The organism is Glutamicibacter sp. St.4D3, from assembly GCF_059728615.1.
In genome coordinates this window covers 3,127,874-3,145,365 of sequence record NZ_AP039380.1, presented here as the reverse complement: position 1 = coordinate 3,145,365, position 17,492 = coordinate 3,127,874, and the positions used below count along the sequence as shown (strand labels likewise).

At 57.1% G+C, this 17,492-nt stretch carries 16 protein-coding genes and 1 riboswitch; of the genes, 8 read left to right on the top strand and 8 right to left on the bottom strand.

Annotated elements, in window-relative coordinates; translation table 11 throughout:
- Positions 1–158: 158 nt before the first annotated feature.
- A complete protein-coding gene (locus tag AC6I21_RS14480; RefSeq protein ID WP_054820681.1) occupies positions 159–446 on the top strand; it encodes an antibiotic biosynthesis monooxygenase in 288 nt (95 codons plus the stop codon).
- 97 nt (positions 447–543) lie between these two features.
- Here the strand turns inward: AC6I21_RS14480 and AC6I21_RS14475 are convergent, their stop codons facing one another.
- Genes AC6I21_RS14475 through AC6I21_RS14465 form a run of 3 tightly spaced genes read right to left on the bottom strand, consistent with a single transcriptional unit; the run spans position 544 to position 4,044 of the window.
- Positions 544–1,302, bottom strand: a complete 759-nt coding sequence (locus AC6I21_RS14475; RefSeq protein WP_497762731.1) for a DUF6339 family protein — start codon at positions 1,300–1,302, stop codon at positions 544–546.
- Entirely contained in the window at positions 1,295–2,161 is an 867-nt protein-coding gene (locus AC6I21_RS14470; RefSeq protein WP_497762730.1) for a hypothetical protein, read from the bottom strand. Before AC6I21_RS14470 ends, AC6I21_RS14475 begins: the two co-directional genes overlap by 8 nt.
- A complete protein-coding gene (locus AC6I21_RS14465) occupies positions 2,158–4,044 on the bottom strand; it encodes a hypothetical protein (protein ID WP_497762729.1) in 1,887 nt (628 codons plus the stop codon). Before AC6I21_RS14465 ends, AC6I21_RS14470 begins: the two co-directional genes overlap by 4 nt.
- 760 nt (positions 4,045–4,804) lie before the next feature.
- Here AC6I21_RS14465 and AC6I21_RS14460 point away from each other — a divergent pair.
- On the top strand, positions 4,805–5,134 hold the full coding sequence (locus AC6I21_RS14460) for a hypothetical protein (RefSeq protein ID WP_497762728.1): 330 nt from the start codon (positions 4,805–4,807) through the stop codon (positions 5,132–5,134).
- 496 nt (positions 5,135–5,630) lie between these two features.
- Here AC6I21_RS14460 and AC6I21_RS14455 read toward each other — a convergent pair whose 3' ends face one another.
- Both AC6I21_RS14455 and AC6I21_RS14450 read right to left on the bottom strand, forming a co-directional pair.
- Positions 5,631–7,343, bottom strand: coding sequence for a DNA cytosine methyltransferase (locus AC6I21_RS14455; protein ID WP_497762727.1), 1,713 nt, complete (start codon positions 7,341–7,343; stop codon positions 5,631–5,633).
- 223 nt (positions 7,344–7,566) lie between these two features.
- A complete protein-coding gene (locus AC6I21_RS14450) occupies positions 7,567–8,130 on the bottom strand; it encodes a very short patch repair endonuclease (RefSeq protein ID WP_497762726.1) in 564 nt (187 codons plus the stop codon).
- A gap of 314 nt (positions 8,131–8,444) precedes the next feature.
- Between AC6I21_RS14450 and AC6I21_RS14445 the strand changes: the two genes are divergently transcribed.
- The gene (locus tag AC6I21_RS14445; RefSeq protein WP_497762725.1) at positions 8,445–9,506 is read left to right on the top strand and encodes a 2,3-butanediol dehydrogenase; all 1,062 of its coding nucleotides are present in this window, start codon (positions 8,445–8,447) and stop codon (positions 9,504–9,506) included.
- Between the two features lie 111 nt (positions 9,507–9,617).
- Here AC6I21_RS14445 and AC6I21_RS14440 read toward each other — a convergent pair whose 3' ends face one another.
- Positions 9,618–10,670, bottom strand: a complete 1,053-nt coding sequence (locus AC6I21_RS14440) for a sensor histidine kinase (RefSeq protein ID WP_497762724.1) — start codon at positions 10,668–10,670, stop codon at positions 9,618–9,620.
- 16 nt (positions 10,671–10,686) lie between these two features.
- Positions 10,687–11,382, bottom strand: coding sequence for a response regulator transcription factor (locus tag AC6I21_RS14435; RefSeq protein WP_497762723.1), 696 nt, complete (start codon positions 11,380–11,382; stop codon positions 10,687–10,689).
- Between the two features lie 75 nt (positions 11,383–11,457).
- Between AC6I21_RS14435 and AC6I21_RS14430 the strand changes: the two genes are divergently transcribed.
- The 5 genes from AC6I21_RS14430 to dsdA all read left to right on the top strand — a co-directional run bounded on the left by AC6I21_RS14430 (position 11,458) and on the right by dsdA (position 16,874).
- Entirely contained in the window at positions 11,458–12,123 is a 666-nt protein-coding gene (locus AC6I21_RS14430) for a M15 family metallopeptidase (RefSeq protein WP_497762722.1), read from the top strand.
- A gap of 116 nt (positions 12,124–12,239) precedes the next feature.
- Positions 12,240–12,356, top strand: a riboswitch (SAM riboswitch).
- Between the two features lie 58 nt (positions 12,357–12,414).
- Positions 12,415–13,095 carry a hypothetical protein gene (locus AC6I21_RS14425; RefSeq protein ID WP_497762721.1) on the top strand — a complete coding sequence of 227 codons (681 nt, stop codon included), beginning with the start codon at positions 12,415–12,417 and terminating at the stop codon, positions 13,093–13,095.
- 125 nt (positions 13,096–13,220) lie between these two features.
- Positions 13,221–13,919 carry a 4a-hydroxytetrahydrobiopterin dehydratase gene (locus AC6I21_RS14420; RefSeq protein ID WP_497763433.1) on the top strand — a complete coding sequence of 233 codons (699 nt, stop codon included), beginning with the start codon at positions 13,221–13,223 and terminating at the stop codon, positions 13,917–13,919.
- Between the two features lie 195 nt (positions 13,920–14,114).
- The gene (locus AC6I21_RS14415; protein WP_497762720.1) at positions 14,115–15,386 is read left to right on the top strand and encodes an AI-2E family transporter; all 1,272 of its coding nucleotides are present in this window, start codon (positions 14,115–14,117) and stop codon (positions 15,384–15,386) included.
- 138 nt (positions 15,387–15,524) lie between these two features.
- Complete coding sequence (dsdA, locus tag AC6I21_RS14410; protein WP_497762719.1) at positions 15,525–16,874, top strand: D-serine ammonia-lyase; 1,350 nt, start codon at positions 15,525–15,527, stop codon at positions 16,872–16,874.
- 124 nt (positions 16,875–16,998) lie between these two features.
- Here the strand turns inward: dsdA and bcp are convergent, their stop codons facing one another.
- The gene (gene bcp, locus AC6I21_RS14405) at positions 16,999–17,475 is read right to left on the bottom strand and encodes a thioredoxin-dependent thiol peroxidase (RefSeq protein ID WP_138926945.1); all 477 of its coding nucleotides are present in this window, start codon (positions 17,473–17,475) and stop codon (positions 16,999–17,001) included.
- Positions 17,476–17,492: the final 17 nt, after the last annotated feature.

The window sequence follows — 17,492 nt, the reverse complement described above, 5'->3', positions numbered from 1 at the left end:
GCCGATGACTGTCCCGTTCATTGAGGAAAGGGGGCCTGTCCTAATCGGTTTGGGTCACCTACTGAACCATGTGAAGCGGCTCACCGCCAAGGAAGAGTCAGGAAGAGTAGGCTGAAACTACCACTGGTTGCCCCAAAAAGGGGGCCGAAAGGAGAGACATGTCTGTCGTCGTCATCAACGCCTTGAACGTCCCGGAAGGTGCCGGAGAGGAACTCGAAGCGCGCTTCGCGGCACGCAAGCATTCGGTGGATAGCGCTCCGGGTTTCGAAGGATTCAAGCTCCTGCGTCCAGTTGCCGGAGAGAGCCGTTACTTCGTTTACACCCAGTGGGCGACCCGCGAGGACTACGAGACCTGGCGAGACAACCGCGCCGGCCACGACCACTCCAAGCAGAAGCCGGTAGCTTCTGACAACGCGCTTCTTGAGTTTGAGGTTGTGGAGCTCTAGACCCGCTATTATTTTAATTTCAAAACTAACTTATACGGGAATGCTTTCCTTGCTGCGTCGAATGCTATTTTTACTTATAGGGATAAGCCAAACTCAGTCATGCTGTCGATCTCACCTCAAGGATCTGCGCAGACACAGAAGAGACCAGATCGTGCGTTGAGGCCAGGGGAAGAGCCGATATGTCGCGGTACCCGTAGATTAGAGTGATCTCTTTCATTACAGCTCGAAGATGATTGTCAGAAGCGAAAATACCACCTTGGGCAGCGAGGTCCAGCACTGCCTTAATAACATTAGGAATAGCACCTGCTTCACGATCGAAAATAGAGTTCAATCTGTCTTCGCGGCTAAGGACTTCTCTCGAGTAACGGAAAGGATCGAAACCATCGCGAGTCTCCGGCGTTGGAAGTTCGTAAGTTAAATTTGTAACCCACCAAAGCCGTGCAATTCCGTGGCGTATTAATCGACCACGTGATGGTTTTCCCATAATCCAACGGCTACGGACCCTTTTTTTCCAAGTGCGGAGTCCTTGAATGGACCAGCGTTCTTCCATGTAGTCTCGATAGGTAGTGAACGCCAACGTGGTCCACAGACGTTCGTCGGCTGCATTAGCCAAATCAAGAGCGCCCAAAAACTCGTACACTAGAGGCCCGTTATCTTGGTCGGCACCTGCTGAAGCGCCCGTACTTAGCGGCTGAGCGGTTCCGAGCGATAGTGGAAGCGCAAGAAGGTAACTTGCATCAGCAAAAAGGGCAGCTGCATGGCTAAGAAAATCCTCAGGCGTCTCTGCGACCTCGAGTGCTTCCTTTAGTTCAGACAAGCCTTGTGAACTGATGATGGTAGCCGTCGCGTTAGTCATTGTCTGCTTCTTCCTCCAATGAAACTTCATTTAGGGAACGGTCGATGGGATGATCGAGAATCCTCTGCGCAACCTCAAGGACAGGGAGGCTCTCATCCTCGGGCATGAGACGCTTAACAGTCTGATACCACGCGAAATCTGTCAGATCATCACCAGCATCCGGATCGCTATCGTGTAAACGTATAAAGTTAATAGTCTCCATTAGGGCTGGTAGTACGACTAGACCGATTTGGAGATCTTGCCGTTCTCGAAGCATTCCCAGTTTTTCCAGTAGCTTTGGTGGAAAATTCACCATCACATAGTCCTCGTTCATAAAATTTACATCTATACCCCGTTTCATCGTGTTCTTTGCATTGAACTGAAAACAAGACCCAATGGGAGGGGATAGTGGATCGTAAAGTTTATCTGCGGCAAATTCTGTGAAGCCTGCATCAGCCAGCACATCACCGGCAAGCAAATTGAAGGATGCTGACCCGTAATCGAGATGTTGGGTGTCTAGTCTATAGTTGTTGATATTCTGAGTTGCGACGACTTTAAATTCGATGCGAACTTTGCCGCGAATACTTTCTTGATCGATCCAACCCACAAAGGTCGTCCCATCGGCGTGATGAAATGCAGCCTCAGCGTTAAGCAGGCCCAAGGCAATGGTGGAACTGCAACTCCAGCGAAAACTGTAGGAAGCCTTTCCCTCGGTGATCAGCTGGCGAATGTAAGGTTCTGTAAGTCGAACTCTAAATTTGATTTCGACATCGTTTACGCCGGGAGTAACTGATACCGTCGCTATCTCGAACTTTGCATCTACATCATCGGAGTCATCGAGAACTGGATGAGGATAAGAACCTCTGGCTGAGCTTGTCATTTGATTCCTAAGCGGTAACGGTTGTTGGAAGAGAGTCGCAAGCGATAGTGGGTTGTGGACCCTGCGCTCAGTTCGACATTAACTAGATTGTTTCCTTTGAACGCGACAGGAGTACGCGTATTGTTTTCGACACGGTAAACATCAGTTATGGGAATGAGATAATCTGTTTCAGCGCTCCCCTGCGGCCCCAATGCCACGAGGGTTAAATCACCTGAGATGTCTTCCGATGCTGAAAGGGAAATGATGATTTCTCCAGTTTTTGCGTCGGACCAGCTGCGGAAAGAAACATCCCCGGCCGAGATCTTGCCGCCACCAGGCCCTTCCGACCCGCTATCGGGCAGGTAACCTCCCTGCGAGTGCCGATTACCTCCTCCACCTCGGTCTTTGCCGCGGACAATCTCCTCATTGCCGTCGCCATCTGCATCTCTTCTCATCTGTACCTTCACAGATTTACCAAGTCGAACTTCGGTTGTTTGAGTCTTGTTTTCTCGTCCCTGGATTCTGCTTGATTCGATCATGGACCCAACACCTTGACCAAGTGTTGTTCCTCGACTGTGCGAGTGAATATCTCTATTGGAGATCAGATCGTCGGGTAAGAACTTTGACAGACCCTTAATTTCTATTTGGTCTCCGATTTGCTGTTTAATCCTGCTCTTGAGTCCTTCTAGAACGAATTTTTTCAAAGTCCTGATGACTCGTTGGCCACCTTCAGCTCTTCCCGGATCCCATTTGTGGTGTTGCGGCGGCTCGAGCTGCCTTAGGAAGGTATTTCCTGCTTCGTCTGAACATTCGAGTACGGCCGCATACTTCACTTGCACTGAAGTGTGGCGAAAAGTATCGATTCTCATCAGAGGCCTGCGAACAGTAATCGTGTGGAGTGGTCGGCTTAGGTTGTCGTCGATGTTGATGTACAAACGAATTTCACCTAGGTCTGGATCATGCCCAATAATAGGTTCTGGGTCTTTGGCAGCCATGTAGTAAGCGTTCGATTCTTCGTCCTCTTTGGTCGCACCTGCAAGAGTTGAAGCGTCCAACCTCCAGCTGTCATGCTCAGTTTTCCCGGTGACTATCAATTGTCCGCGGTCAATTGCCAGAAAAAAGTTTCGCATGGCTTCTATTTTGATACGCTCAAGTCCAGCGTCTTCTTCTGCATTTCGGTATCCAAGGATGTAAATATCGGTTCCAGGTGTGGTGCGTTTCTCGAATGGTCCGAGGGGGCTGGGGTTCCGGAAGTAGTGAAAGTCATCGGAATCCAGCTCAGTGAAGAAACCATCACCCGAGCGCCACACATTGTCGCTGAACTTATGTGTTGCCAAGCAACTATAGCCTGCGAAAACAACGTCAGAACCAAGTGGTGTCAGTGTGGTGTAGAGCACTGTATTCATATTTGAAGCCATCGGACCGACTGCAGAACCAATTCCGAATGATCCACCTCTTTGCCCGTCATCCGCTGAAACTCCGGCTCCTCGTGTAAGGGCACTAAGAGGCGACTTTGGGTCATTGATCGACTCGGAGCCACCTAGGCCGGAAGTTCCATAGTCACTGATACGCAAGACGGGGATCGTTTCCTGCAGGGCCGTTTTTCGCGCGAGTTCCATGCTCGCGTGTCCTTGAGATCCTAAAGTCTCCTTAGCGACAACATCCAAATGTTCTCGTAGCTCAGATATCCCCGGGATATCAGCAGTACGCATCTGCGCCAGTTCAAACTCGAGGATAACGGGCCCCTCGCCGGCGCAGGCGTCGATCGAGTTTTGCCCGGTTTCTCGAACTAGGGAAGCCTCCGCGCGAGAACCCTCGAAAAACTGTTCCGCGGGAGAAATCGCTCCCTGAGTTGCTGTCAGGCCGGCACGATCGAAATAAAACCCATAACCGTCGTACTTCATCTAAAGGAAACCTTTCTCGTTGAAGGTGACTGTGGATCAAAAAGGGCTTTGACAGCTTCAAGCTCCGCCTCAATGGGGCGAAACAAAGCTGCTACTTCTTCCGGCGTGTACTCGTAATTTTTGCGACTTGCGAGGTTGCCGAGCAGCGAAATCTCTCGGATCAGACGGTCTCCGCGCGTCTTCGCTAATCTGCGAAACCTGTCGTTCCGCGATTCTTGTGTCATTTTTCTCCCCAGGAGCGCTTCTATACCTCGACTATATTCCATGAATGTAGGTTACGCCACCGTCTTAAGAAACTTTTTTGTGACGAGATCTACTGGTCTCACACGACTTCAGTAGCCTAGGAGCAGCGGTTTCCGTGGACGCGCCTTTGCCGCCAGGCTCACGGCTGCTCTCCTCTTGCGCACTTGCGTGACGAGAGGGACTCTAAAGCCTGGGGCGCTTTGGCGGGAGTGTCGATTCTGAAGCAAATGAGCGGGAGCGTTCGCGCAGCAGAAGAAGGCGGGCGCGAGTATGCGATGAAGCGGTTAGGGCCCTGCAACTTTAAGAGATGTTTGCCGGTCCTATGACTCGCACCTGCGATTCGGCTATTGTTACCGGGCAGAGGAAGCATTCTCCTTCACGTGCCGGTGCAAGCTCTGCCGGACCTGACTGAAATCAGCATGCGCCCGACGTTCCTTCGTGCAGACCACCGACCAACTGCCGTACCGTGCTCGAATCACTACACGGCTTTCGCAGAAGCTTGTTCAGGAGATGAGCAGTGAACTTCAAGGATATGCCGCCGCTGACGAATACCTATTTGCAGCCGCGGACGGCGCAACTTGTCTACCGGCAGCGGCAGGGAAGCCATAGCCATTCGGTGGCCATCCAAGGTATCGGTTTTGCCTACGCCGCGGTTCTGCTTCTTGTTCACGGTCGCGCTTCAGAGATGGGGGATCCGTGGTCGGCAATGGTGCCAGCACGAATCGCTCCGTATGTGGCAGCTCTTTCAACGCCCCAAAGGGTGTATGCGTTACCGTCGGTGCGTCGAGCAGCCCAGTTAATTGCCCTGTTGATCCCACTACTGCTTACTGGAAACGATTGGGCATGAAGCAAAGCGCCGTTGCCGGAGTCAGTAATGACGTATAAATGATTGTGTGGGTGAGTGCAGACACCCAGGACAAACGGATGAGAATGAGCGACGATCGACATGGCGGCCACCGTACTTTCCTTTCCGGGGTTCCGTGGTCGGCCGTGAACGGCCGGCACCAGTCCGGGTAAGGGTCATCACAGAACAGAACGGTGATGAGTCACGCCCCAGCGGGGTGGGCATTCTTCTGATAAAGCTAGCGTGATGGGCCGGATTGCTCCCGGCCGACCCATCCCAGGTAGATGGACAAGTCCAAAGCACGACGCTGTGGCAGGTCAGATATTGTTTGAGTCACATCCAGGGGTGGGATGGCAGGTTCTTATCCTGCCCGCTAGTCCCAGGCCAGCTACCTCAAGACTCACAGATATTGTTGTGCACGGCCGGTGACACCCGCGCTGAGCATATTGCACTACGCTTAACTTTCGAGAGCTGGTTGACTCTGTAGTTAGAAAAGCGATTACAGTACAGAATTTCGCGTTTCAGAGGGATTGAGTCCTGCTGCGCTGTTTTCAGCTAATCGAACTCGAGTAGACGTACACGAGGAAGCTTCGCCCGTGGGTGTAGCCCGAGCAGGCAACTGCGACGCGAGGGACACTTCAAAGTATTCCGAATCGCAGTACGTCTCGATGGCGCACTTGTTGCGCGTACGTTCATCTGGATGGACCTCATCGATATAAGATTCCTCAGCACGATTAATAGCTAAGCAGATCTCTCGCCCGATCATCTGAGCTAGCAAAGGTGGGACAGCGTTGCCGACCTGTGTGAATTGTTGAGTTCGACTTCCTAGAAAAACGTAGTCGTCAGGGAAAGTTTGAAGACGGGCGGCTTCGCGAACCGTTAAGCTGCGCATCTGCGACGGGTCCGGATGAATATAATAATGCCCGTCTTTGGCTATATGAGAAACTATCGTCGTGGCAGGAGAATTTTCGACTTGGACTCGAAATCGATCGGCAAATGGTACGACTTTAGAGTCTATGTTCTTATGAGCGGGCCAATGTCTATCATCAAGATCTTTGATTTTAAGGCTTTTGCCTGCAATTTTAGATTTTGCGCTTAGTACGCCGTAACGTACAAGATCTGTTAACATATGGGCTCGGGATTCATGGTTCCATGTTACCCGATATGCAGAATCTTCTGGTCGGACAAAATTGAAGTATTTAGTGACAGAAGGGTTGTCGGAAATAGGGCGCTTCGTCGGGCTTGCAGTAGAATGTGTTGTTAAGTTTTTATAATAACATATTTTGCTCGAATCGTCATCTAAATATTCGTCGACGACATTTAGCGTTTGTTTCCATAAAAGCCCAAACGGGTCGTTTTCTCTGGATACTCGTGAGCGAAGCGGTGGCAGGTCGCTTATAGCTTCGCCGACTGTAAGTTGAGGTGCTGGTGAGAGCACCCCGGGGGAAGGGATCCCTGAGCCTTTAAGGATACCCACGATGATGATGCGGTGGCGCTTTTGGGGTATCCCGTAATCCTCCGCGCGGATGAGGTAATCCTCTGGGGTGAACGAGTCATCTTTTTGAACGACCATCGAATGCAATGTGTATTCCAGGTCGGTAGTCGGGTGCTGGAGGTCCTTGCAGATTAGATCAAACATTCTTACGCCTCTGTTGACGGAAGAAAGAAGTCCTTTGACATTTTCCATGACAAACACAGTCGGCCGGTGCTCTTGAATAATGTGCAGATACTCCCGGTATAGGAAATGCTTGTGATCATCTTCGAAGGTCTCATCGTGAGTTCTTCTAGAGCGACCCGCCAGAGAATAGGCTTGGCAGGGCGGGCCGCCAATGAGGACCCAAGGCTCCGTGCGTTTCCCTAGCGCTTCACTTATGATTTTGTCCGATCTAGTTCTTGTTTCTGGGCTAAGTTCTAGCTCGTGGACTTCTCGGCATGCATGCTGGTATGAGGCAGAGAACGGGGTGGCCCTTATTAATACTTCAAAAGTGATCTGTTTATTTAGATAGTCGTCTAGAGCCTGCTGTGCTTCACTGCACCCGAAACGTCTCGCGTGTCGGAATGCACTGCGAAGCCGCAAGGTTTGGACGGCAGAAGATTCCATTTCAAAAGAGGCAACGGTTTCAAAGACAAGGGTGCCGTTGTCATCTTTGACGCTGGAGAACCCCTCGTTGAGGCCTCCAGGTCCCGCGAAGACATCGATGACAGGAATCATTTCCAACTACTACTTCCGTTCTTGTGATGGCTCCAGGCTACCAAGTATTCCCGACAATATAGATGTGCAGGTCTTTTAAGGAGCCCGCAGTCCTTCCCCGGCCTCATTGCTCTAGTGCACTTTCTCGAGTCGATGCTGCGGCGGAGAACAGTACTAGTAAATTGTAGTTGTTTTCGCAGGATGTCCTTTTGTGCGTACTCCCCGACTCTAGGCGTGGATAGAGCTATGCTTCTGAGACACCCTTCAAATGGCACGCCATATTGGAGCCTTGATCTGTATGTCCTTCCCGAACAGCCCGCCGGGTCCTCGAGGAACGGGGAGGGCCGAGGAATGATGAAACTCTATCGATAACTTCGCTCATATCGGTAAGTTCGCACTCCCAGATCACCATGTATTGCCACCCGATTTCGTAGAGTAACTCGATCGCTTTGTGGTCACGCTCTCTTGTTGCTTCGAGTTTGTTCGACCAGAAGAGTGAGTTTGAAGTTGGGCGTCGAAGTCCGACTCTGCATTCGTGGCCGTGCCAGAAGCAGCCGTGGACAAACAGGACTTGCTTCTTTGCGGTGAAGACGATATCAGGCTGTCCCGGCAGCCTCCCGCCTCGAAATTTGACAGACGAATGAAGCGTTTTAAGCTGACGAAGCGCGCCCAATCCGATCTCTCCATGCAGTCGAAAGCGGTAGCCCTTAGCGAATAGAGCGCTGCGCAACAAGAGCTCTGGTTTTGTGTTCCTCCCTTTGATCTGCGACATATTGTATGATCGCCGAGCTCTGCTTAGAGAATCCATCCGGGTCTCCTGTTCAAGATACAAAGCAGTCGTTTTTGCTTCCCTTTACGTTAGGAAATTTCCATGGGCGAGGAAGGGCATTTCAGGGTAGCAAAAATTCGATGACGAGGCTGCTCGGCAGTTATGTCTCATGCTTATGGGTCGACTTACTAGGAGCTTCTCATGGGGAGGCGTGTTCTTCTCCAAATGCGATAACCCCAGCTGTGGGCTTGCTCGCTTTCTTCTCTAAATGTAGAAAACGGAGTACGGTGTCTAATACGACAGCGACGCAGTACAGAATCTGCGCCCATCCTCCGGCTCCTAAGGAGTTAAGAATGAAGGCCGCGCGCTACTACGACCGCAAGGATATCCGCATCGAGGATATCGATGAACCGAGGCTGCAACCGGGGACTGTAGCCATTGATGTTGCATGGTGCGGCATCTGCGGTACCGACCTGCATGAGTACCTCGAAGGACCGATTTTCGTTCCTCCCGCAGGACATCCGCATCCGATTTCCGGCGAATCCGCTCCAGTCACCCTGGGCCACGAGTTCTCGGGAACGATTGCCGCTCTGGGCGAAGGGGTCACGGACCTCGAAGTGGGACAGAATGTGGTTGTTGAGCCCTACATCATCGGTGACGATGTAGATACCAGTGAGGGCCAGCCCTACCAGCTGTCCGAGAACATGAATTTCATTGGCTTGGGTGGCCGCGGTGGTGGTCTGGCAGAGAAGATCGTGGTGGAACGCCGCTGGGTACACCCAGTCGGTGACATTCCGCTGGATCAAGCAGCCTTGATCGAGCCGCTCTCTGTGGGACATCACGCGTTCGTTCGTTCAGGTGCAAAGGCGGGACAGGTCGCTATCGTTGGCGGTGCAGGTCCGATCGGTCTGCTGACCGCCGCAGTGCTGAAGGCCGAAGGCTTGACCGTATACATTTCCGAGCTCTCCGAAGCCCGTAAGGCCAAGGCTCGGGAAACCGGCGTTGCCGATGAGATCTTTGATCCCCGCGAGGTGGATGTTGCGGAAGAGATCCGTGAACTGACCGGCGGTAAGGGTGCTGACGTCGGTTTCGAGTGCTCCTCGGTGCCAGTGGTGCTGGACATGCTGATCGACGCCGTGCGGCCAGCCGGCGTGATTGTGAACGTCTCGATCTGGGGTCGCAAGCCCGAGGTCGATATGCCGAACCTGGTGCTGAAGGAAATCGATCTACGCGGAACCATTGGTTACGCCAACGATCACCCGGACACCATCGAGTTGGTCTCCAGCGGCAAGCTTGATCTGGCTCCGTTCATTACCGGACGCATTGGCCTGGACGAGCTGGTCTCCGAAGGCTTTGACCAGCTCATCAACAACAATGAGCATCACGTGAAGATCATTGTGAACCCCCGGGCCTAGTCCCTACCGGGCAACTAAGCCGGCCTTTTAGAGAGGCGCGGAAGCAAGAACTCCTTGCTTCCGCGCCTCTTATGCACTTACACGGTCTTTCAAATGACCGGCTCTGCAACGCTAATCCGGCAGCTCAACGACAATCCGCAGACCGCCAGAAGTACGCGCCGTCAATGAGAACGAACCGTGGTGGGCTTTGACAATGCTGGCGGCGATCGCCAGTCCCAGGCCGACACCGGCCTCGTCGTCTGATCGTGCGCGCTTGGCGCTACGCTGGAATGGCTCTGTCAGTGTGTTCACCAGCTCGGGCGGCAGGTGCTCGCCCGTATTCTCCACCGTCAAAATGCCCCTTCCTGCCGCGTTTCCAGTGGTGATCCACACCGTTCCGTTCTCAGGCAGATTGTGCACAATTGCGTTGTGAATCAGGTTGATGATCAGCTGTTGCAGCAGCGGGGGAGAGCCGTGGGCGATCGCAACCTCACTGGCGACTTCCAAACCAACGACGCGTTTTTCTGCCAGGGGCAGCAGGGTTTCCGTGGCTTCTTCGACCAGCAACGACAGGTCGACTATTTCTGGGGTAAAGGACTTCTGTCCGGCTCGGGTCAGCCACAGCAACGACTCGGTCAGTTCGATGGCCCGCTTGTTGACTGTCCCCAACCGCTGGAGGAGCTCACCGGTGTCTATGTCCGTCTCTTTGCCGGCGACATCCAACAGTGTTTGGGTGATGGCCAATGGGGTGCGCAATTCGTGGGACGCATTGGCGGCGAATCGTTGCTGCTCCGCGACGTGTGCTTCCACTTCCTCCAGCATGGTGTCGAAGGCTTCAGCAAGCTCCCCGAATTCATCGTTGCGACCAGGGAGGTGAATCCGACGGGCGAGGTCACCCTCGGCCACGGCGCGGGTGGTTTGCGTGATGCGATCCAAGGGGGCAAGCATTCGACCGGCGAGGAACCAGCCTCCAATGAGCCCAAAACCCAGCAGGAAGAGCAGCACGCCGGTGGCCGCGGGTCCAAAGGCATCAAGTAGATCCGAGCGGTTCGGGACGAAACCTCTAGCGCTGTCGATGTTCCCCTCGGGAACATAACGCAGCAGGAAAACCCAGACGGCGGTGAGCAGCAGCGCGCCAGCCAACATCAGAAAACCGACGTAGCTTAAAGTGAGCTTCAGTCGCACGCTCAGCCCTTTTGGCTTATTCACTGTCCAACACCATAGGTACTTCACTGTCCGGGGCTTCGATGCAATATCCGACCCCTGGAACTGGTGCGATCACCCACGGTTCGCCCAGACGTTTCCGCAAGGCTGAGACCGTAATGCGCACCGCATTGGTGAAGGGATCGGCATTCTCATCCCATGCTCGTTCCAGCAGCTCCTCCGCGCTGACCACTCCGCCTTCTGCTCCCATGAGGACTTCCAATACCGCGAACTGCTTGCGTGTTAAAGCCACATAGCGGCCTTCTCGGTAGACCTCGCGGCGAAAGGGATCCAGCCTTACTCCAGCTATTTCGCGGACCGGAGGGCGGTGATGAGCCCGGCGCCGACTCAATGCCCGCAGGCGCATCGCCAGTTCCTGGAGCTCAAATGGCTTCGTCAGGTAGTCATCCGCGCCCAATTCAAAACCTGAGGCCTTCTCATCGAGCCGGTCGGCGGCGGTCAGCATCAGGATCGGCAAACCGGTACCGGAGGCCACGATGGAACGGGCCACTTCATCGCCGGAGGGGCCGGGAATGTCACGGTCGAGGATGGCGATCTTGTAGGCATTGATCTCCAAAAGTTCCAAGGCCGTATCACCGTCCCCGGCGATATCTGCAGCGATGGCTTCCAAGCGCAATCCGTCCCGGATCGCCTCCGCCATCAGGAGTTCGTCCTCGACGATCAGTACACGCATAGCCCCAATCGTACGAGCCGGAACATATCGCGGGCATATCAAAATTTCGATACGGCCCGGCAACAGGACGCCGCCTTGACTGGTTTCATGAGAAAAATGCGACTGGCCAAGCACCGCAAGAAATCCCTCCTGACCAAAATCATCCTGGTGCTTCTGGCGCTGCTTACCACCCTGTGGGTGCTTGCCCTGGCCCTAACGCTCGGAACCCGCAGTGACTGGAGTCCCTCATCCATGGCGGCAACCGTGACTTCGGTGGTCCAGGGAGGACAAGAGCCAAGGGCAGGTGCGTTAGGGGTGGCTGGTGGGGATGTGCCTTCAGGAACCACCCTGAAGTCCCAGGTACCAGCCGTGCACTACTTGAGTCCGGACCTGCGCGAGGCGATGAATGAGGCAGAATCCGACGCCGCCAAGGATGACATCAAGTTCATCGTCAACAGTGGCTGGCGCTCGGAAGCATTTCAGCAGCAACTGCTGGCCGAAGCGGTAGACCGGTATGGGTCGAAGCGTGAAGCCGCCCGGTGGGTTGCAACTGCGCAGACTTCACCGCATGTTTCCGGCAATGCGATAGACATCGGATCCTATGACGCGCGGGCGTGGCTAGGCCAGCATGGTCGCTACTACGGACTGTGCACGGTGTACGAAAATGAGCCGTGGCACTTTGAGCTGCGCCCGGAAGCGGTCAGCCAGGGCTGCCCCGCCCCGTACACGGATCCGACAGAAGACCCTCGGCTGCAGCGCTAGAAACACGAATTAGGTGACAAGTGGACCGTTCCTTCGATAATGAACAATCCACAGTGAGCAATCGCGGCCTACGCGGACGCCAAACCGTCGGACCGGACGCATAGGATGATTCCCAGGTTCACGAGCTGCAGCGATAAGTACCTGGCTTGCTGCACGGCAACCCTCCTCAACCGAGCGGGGTGCCCCAGGGGAAGAACCGGTCCGCGGCACCAGCCGCCGGGCAAGTCGGTGGATGCCGCGGCGGAGATAAATCCTCCGTCGCCGGGTCCTCCCATGCGAGGGGAACAACAATTGTCTGAAAACGAACGCAGCCAGCACGAGAACTTCAACAAGGAACATGCGCAGGACTTCGAGGCCTGGCGCCGGGAGCTTTACGGTGATGATGTTGTTGGCACGGAATCGGCCGCGAAGATCTATCAGGCCATGAGACTGCGTGCCGACGGCCGGGCCGAGCTGGTTCGGGGAGGCCCGCTAGAGATTCCGGTCGACAAGTACGGTCTGCCGGCAGGCATCAAGGGAAATGAACCAACGGTAAGGGAACAACTGGACCTGCGGTGGGATGCCGCACTGTTGGAAAACCCGTACGCTCCACCGTACCTCCCGCGTCCGAAGGGAAATTGGCGCATCGTCAAGAGCCAACGGTCCGCAATGCTGCTGGATGGCGAACTGTACCGCGGGCATGACACGGAACGGTACATCCACAAGTGGATGCGCGCCGGGTTTACCCCGGAACTGTACTGTCTATTGCACGCGAAGCTTGAAAGCGTCGTGGAGCGCTGCCGGAGCAAGGCGAAGTGGGCAGGGCGTGAGGATTGGTTCGAGGGCCGGTTGGCCGAACTGAATCTTTCCAGCGGGAGCCTCGGAGCGAACGGTGCGAACCTCAACCCCGAGCACTGGCAGGACCTGCCGGGCCTGCTGGTCCGCCTGCCGATCTCGGTAGCGGTGGAGAAGATCCTCCTGCTGGGTATGTAGACCGGGACAGGGGGGAGGCCTGCTACGACGAGCGACGGCGCGTTCGACGCGCAACGCTGGCAATTGGCTAAGGGGCCTTCTTTCTTCTTCAGGGGAGCGGCAAGCTGAGGACGACCGTGGCCATTATGGTCACGGTCGTTGGCTCCATCCGCAGAGAGGCAAGAACAATGTCAGGCAAAGATGTGCTGTCATCAGACGAAATTCAGGCACGGCTCTCACAATTGCCGCACTGGCGCTACGGGCTGGGGTCCTTGCGGACCGCTTTCAAGTGCCCGAGCTCGGCCGCCGCGATTCAGCTCGTGTCGGCGATTGGCGCGCTGGCCGAGGAAGCCGGACATCATCCGGACGTGGACTGGCGTTATGACACGGTGTTCGTCAACCTGGTGTCCCATGATGTCGGCGGAGTAACGTCACGGGACTTCACCCTGGCCACCCAGATCTCCGATCAGGCCGAAAACTTTGGTGCCCAAGTGGACCTGGGCCTGGTCCGGACGGTGGAAATCGCCATCGATACCGAAAACCCGCAACAGATCTCCAAGATCTGGCAGGCGGCCCTGGGCTATGAACAGGCGGCGGACGGTGCGCTGACCGACCCGCATGGCCGTGGCCCGGCCATCTGGTTCCAGGAGACCCAGACGCCGAACCAGAACCGATTCCACGTTGATGTAACGGTGCCCCACAGCCACAGTGGCGACCTGCTGGAAACCTTGAAAACCACCGACGCGGAGTTCGACTACGAGTACGCGCCAAGTTGGGTGATTGTCACGGACAAGCAGGGCAACCGGCTGTGCATTTGCACCGAGGCCGAGTCCGGCCGCGAATAGTCCGTTGCGTGGTGCAGCGTCGCTGCATCTGCGTGGCACGAAGATGAAATGGTGATGTCGACGGGAACGGTACTCGGCTGAACCAGCAGTGCAGGACCTACCGGGCGCGACTGCTGCCCGACCCAATATTGGCCGATGGTAGGAGCGACCATGGCTTTCTTTCGCAGGCGTACATCAGGCAGCAGGAAAACACGGGTGGAGTCCTCCCCGCTGGATGAACAGGCGTGGGCCTCGGTTGAGCGCCCCGCGGTGACTTTCCAGGGATTGTGGACCGACCCGCTGGGCAGGCTCGGCACCCGGTGCCTGCAGCTGCTGATCATCGGCGTGATTGCGGGCCTGGTGGTCCTGGGGATGCTGCGGCTGACCCTGATCGTGATTCCCACCCTCATCGCCGTGATCCTCTCCTGCGCCTTGTGGCCGTTGGTGATTCGGCTGCGCCGGGTCATGTCCCCGCTCTTGGCCGCGTGGACCGTCTTCCTCGGCGCGCTGCTGATCCTGGGAGGCATCGGCACCGGGCTGGTGTTCTCGGTCATCAACCAGTGGCCCACCCTGGTCGAGCAGGCCGTGGAGGGGTTCAACCAGCTGAACTCCACGGTCCAAAACGTGGTGGGCGGGCTGCCGTTCAGGATTGACGGGCAGCAGCTGGATGACGCGGTGCAACGGGTGACCGCGTTCATCACGAGCTCCGAATTCGGGACCGGGGCGCTGCACACCCTCACCGCCGCCGGCAGCCTGGTCACCGGAACGATCCTGCTGCTGGTCATCCTGTTCTTCTTCCTCAAGGACGGTGACAAGATTTGGGCGTTCTTTGTCTCCTGGACGCCCGCCCACTTCCGGCACACCTGGATTCTCTCCGGGGACCGGGCGCTGCACACCTTTGGCGGCTATATTCGCGGCACCGCGATCGTGGCCGCCGTGGACACCGCAGGCATCACCCTCACCCTGCTGATTTTGCAGATACCGCTGGCGCTGCCGCTGGGGGTGGTTGTCTTCCTCGGCTCCTTCATCCCGCTGGTCGGCGCGACCGTGGTGGGGGTGCTGGCAACCCTGGTGGCGCTGGTGACCAACGGTCCGGTCAGCGCGCTGATCGTGCTGGCCGCGGTGATCCTGGTGAACCAGCTGGAGGGCCACTTCCTGCAGCCGGTGGTCATGGCGCACACCCTGAGCCTGCATCCCCTGGTGGTGTTGATGGCCTTGACCGCCGGAACCGTGCTGGGCGGAATCGTCGGTGCGGTGGTGGCCGTGCCGTTGACCGCGGCGGGGTGGCGGGTGGTGAAGGTGTGGACCGGCAGGGAAACCAGCGATCCGGTGCCCCAGGCCCGTGAAGACATTGAACATGTGGAGGAACTGCAGGAAGAGGAAACGAACGCTGCCGAACAGGAGAAGCAGGAAGCGGCCGAACTTGCCGAGCAGGCCGAGGAGCTGAGCGGGGAACAGCAGCCTGAGCGCGCCGAAGGCCGGGACTGACCTGTTTTATTTGCGGGACCAAAAAGCAACATGAGCGTCCGCCGAAGGCCCGGAAACGGCACTGAGCGGTCCTGCTGCCCGTGGTTACACTGGCAGCAGGACCGCTCAGTGCCAACCCTGGAAAGGACCACGGACACGATGACACTCAACATCGACAAGCTGCTGGAAGACCCGGTGGTCGAAGCCATGTCGCAGGGCAAGGAGACACTGTGGTTCCGCCAGAGCCTCACCCCGACCGCGCAGGCCCTTGACTCCAGCGGACTGGACGCCGATCTGATCGAGGACGCCCGACAGCGGTTTGAGCGCTTTGCCCCCTGGTTCGTGCGCCAATTCCCGGAAACCTCGATCAGCTACGGCATTATCGAATCCCCGGTGCACGGACTGCACCACCTGCAGGCCGAGCTGGATGACCGGCTGGGAAGCCAGCTGCCGGGCAAGTTGTGGATGAAGCGGGACGACATGCTGCCGGTGGCCGGTTCGATCAAGGCCCGCGGCGGGATCCACGAGGTGCTGCAGGTGGCCGAACGGATCGCGGTGGATGCCGGGGTGCTCAAACCCACGGACAACTACGCACGGTTCGCCGACGCGGACGTGCGTCAAGTGCTCGGGGATCACGGAATCATGGTCGGCTCCACCGGAAACCTGGGTCTTTCCATCGGGGTGGTGGCCGCCGCGCTGGGGCTGCGCACCACCGTGCACATGTCCGCCGACGCGCGCTCCTGGAAGAAGGAGCTGCTGCGTTCCCGGGGCGTGAGCGTGGTGGAACATCCCGGGGACTTCACCGAGGCGGTGGACGCCGGGCGGGCCGAAGCGGAGGCCGATCCGAGCGTGCACTTTGTGGATGACGAGAACTCGATGGCCCTGTTCGCCGGGTATTCCGCGGCCGCGCACCGGCTGGCCGGTCAGCTCAGGGCCCTGGAGGTGCGGGTCGACCAGGAACATCCCCTGATGGTGTACCTGCCGTGCGGGGTCGGCGGCAGCCCCGGGGGAGTGAGCTTCGGGCTGAAGCACGTATTTGGGGATGCGGTGCGTTGCTTCTTCGCCGAACCCACGCATTCCCCGGCGGTGACGCTGGGGGTTCGGACCGGTCTGCATGAACGGATCAGCGCGTTCGACCTGGGATTGGACGGCAAGACCGCGGCCGACGGCCTGGCGGTGGCGCGTCCCTCCGAGCTGGTGGGCCGGGCGCTCGCCGATGTGGTGGATGGCTATGCGACGGTCACCGACCAGAAGATGCTCGCCCTGACCGCGCTGCTGGCTGACTGCGAGGACATTCGGGTGGAACCCTCGGCCACGGCCGGTCTGCTGCTGCCCTGGCGGGTGGCGGGCGATCCCGATTTCCGTGGAACCAGCGGGCTGAGCGTAACCCAGTGGGCCAACGCCACACACCTGGTGTGGTCCACCGGTGGGGCGATGGTGCCGGAGAAGGAAATGGACGGGTACCTCCTGGAGGGGCACCGGGAGCTGGAGCAGGTCCAGCTGGGCTAGGTTCGGGCGCACCATCCCTGGGATTGCCGGGCAGGGAACGCAAATGCCGCGGGTGGCGAAGGGATTCTTCGCCACCCGCGGCATCGTTGCTCAGGCGCTTCAATTTACTGGAAGCGCGGCCGTGCTACACCCCGAGGGTGTCGCGCAGCCGGGCCACGTGGCCCTGGGCATCCACGCCGTATTCGGCGTGGCTGATGTTCCCCTGGGCATCGACCACGACGGTGGAGCGCAGGGTGCCATCGAAGGTGTTGCCGTTGACGGTCTTTTCACCGTATGAGCCGTAGGCCTTGGCGACCTCGTTGTCCGGGTCGGAGAGCAGCGGGAAGGTCAGGGACTCATCGGCGGCGAACTTGGCAATGTCCTGCGGGCTATCCGGGGAGATGCCCAGCACGCTGTAGCCGGCGCCCTGCAGCGAGTTCAGGTTGTCCCGGAAGTCGCAGGCCTCGGTGGTGCAGCCCGGGGTCGCGGCCTTCGGGTAGAAGTAGACAATGACGGACTTGCCGGCGTAGTCCGAGAGCGAGACGTCCTGACCCTCGCTGTTCTTCAGGGTGAACGCCGGAGCCTGCGCGCCGGTCTGCAGGGGAGTGGAGACTGCAGCCATGGGAAAACCTACTTTCA

Coding starts and splice junctions, on each gene's coding strand:
- AC6I21_RS14450 (WP_497762726.1), bottom strand. CDS start 8,130: ATGGATTCTCTAAGCAGAGCTCGGCGATCATACAATATGTCGCAGATC.
- AC6I21_RS14480 (WP_054820681.1), top strand. CDS start 159: ATGTCTGTCGTCGTCATCAACGCCTTGAACGTCCCGGAAGGTGCCGGA.
- AC6I21_RS14470 (WP_497762730.1), bottom strand. CDS start 2,161: ATGACAAGCTCAGCCAGAGGTTCTTATCCTCATCCAGTTCTCGATGAC.
- AC6I21_RS14435 (WP_497762723.1), bottom strand. CDS start 11,382: ATGCGTGTACTGATCGTCGAGGACGAACTCCTGATGGCGGAGGCGATC.
- AC6I21_RS14455 (WP_497762727.1), bottom strand. CDS start 7,343: ATGATTCCTGTCATCGATGTCTTCGCGGGACCTGGAGGCCTCAACGAG.
- dsdA (WP_497762719.1), top strand. CDS start 15,525: ATGACACTCAACATCGACAAGCTGCTGGAAGACCCGGTGGTCGAAGCC.
- bcp (WP_138926945.1), bottom strand. CDS start 17,475: ATGGCTGCAGTCTCCACTCCCCTGCAGACCGGCGCGCAGGCTCCGGCG.
- AC6I21_RS14475 (WP_497762731.1), bottom strand. CDS start 1,302: ATGACTAACGCGACGGCTACCATCATCAGTTCACAAGGCTTGTCTGAA.
- AC6I21_RS14420 (WP_497763433.1), top strand. CDS start 13,221: ATGGTCACGGTCGTTGGCTCCATCCGCAGAGAGGCAAGAACAATGTCA.
- AC6I21_RS14465 (WP_497762729.1), bottom strand. CDS start 4,044: ATGAAGTACGACGGTTATGGGTTTTATTTCGATCGTGCCGGCCTGACA.
- AC6I21_RS14445 (WP_497762725.1), top strand. CDS start 8,445: ATGAAGGCCGCGCGCTACTACGACCGCAAGGATATCCGCATCGAGGAT.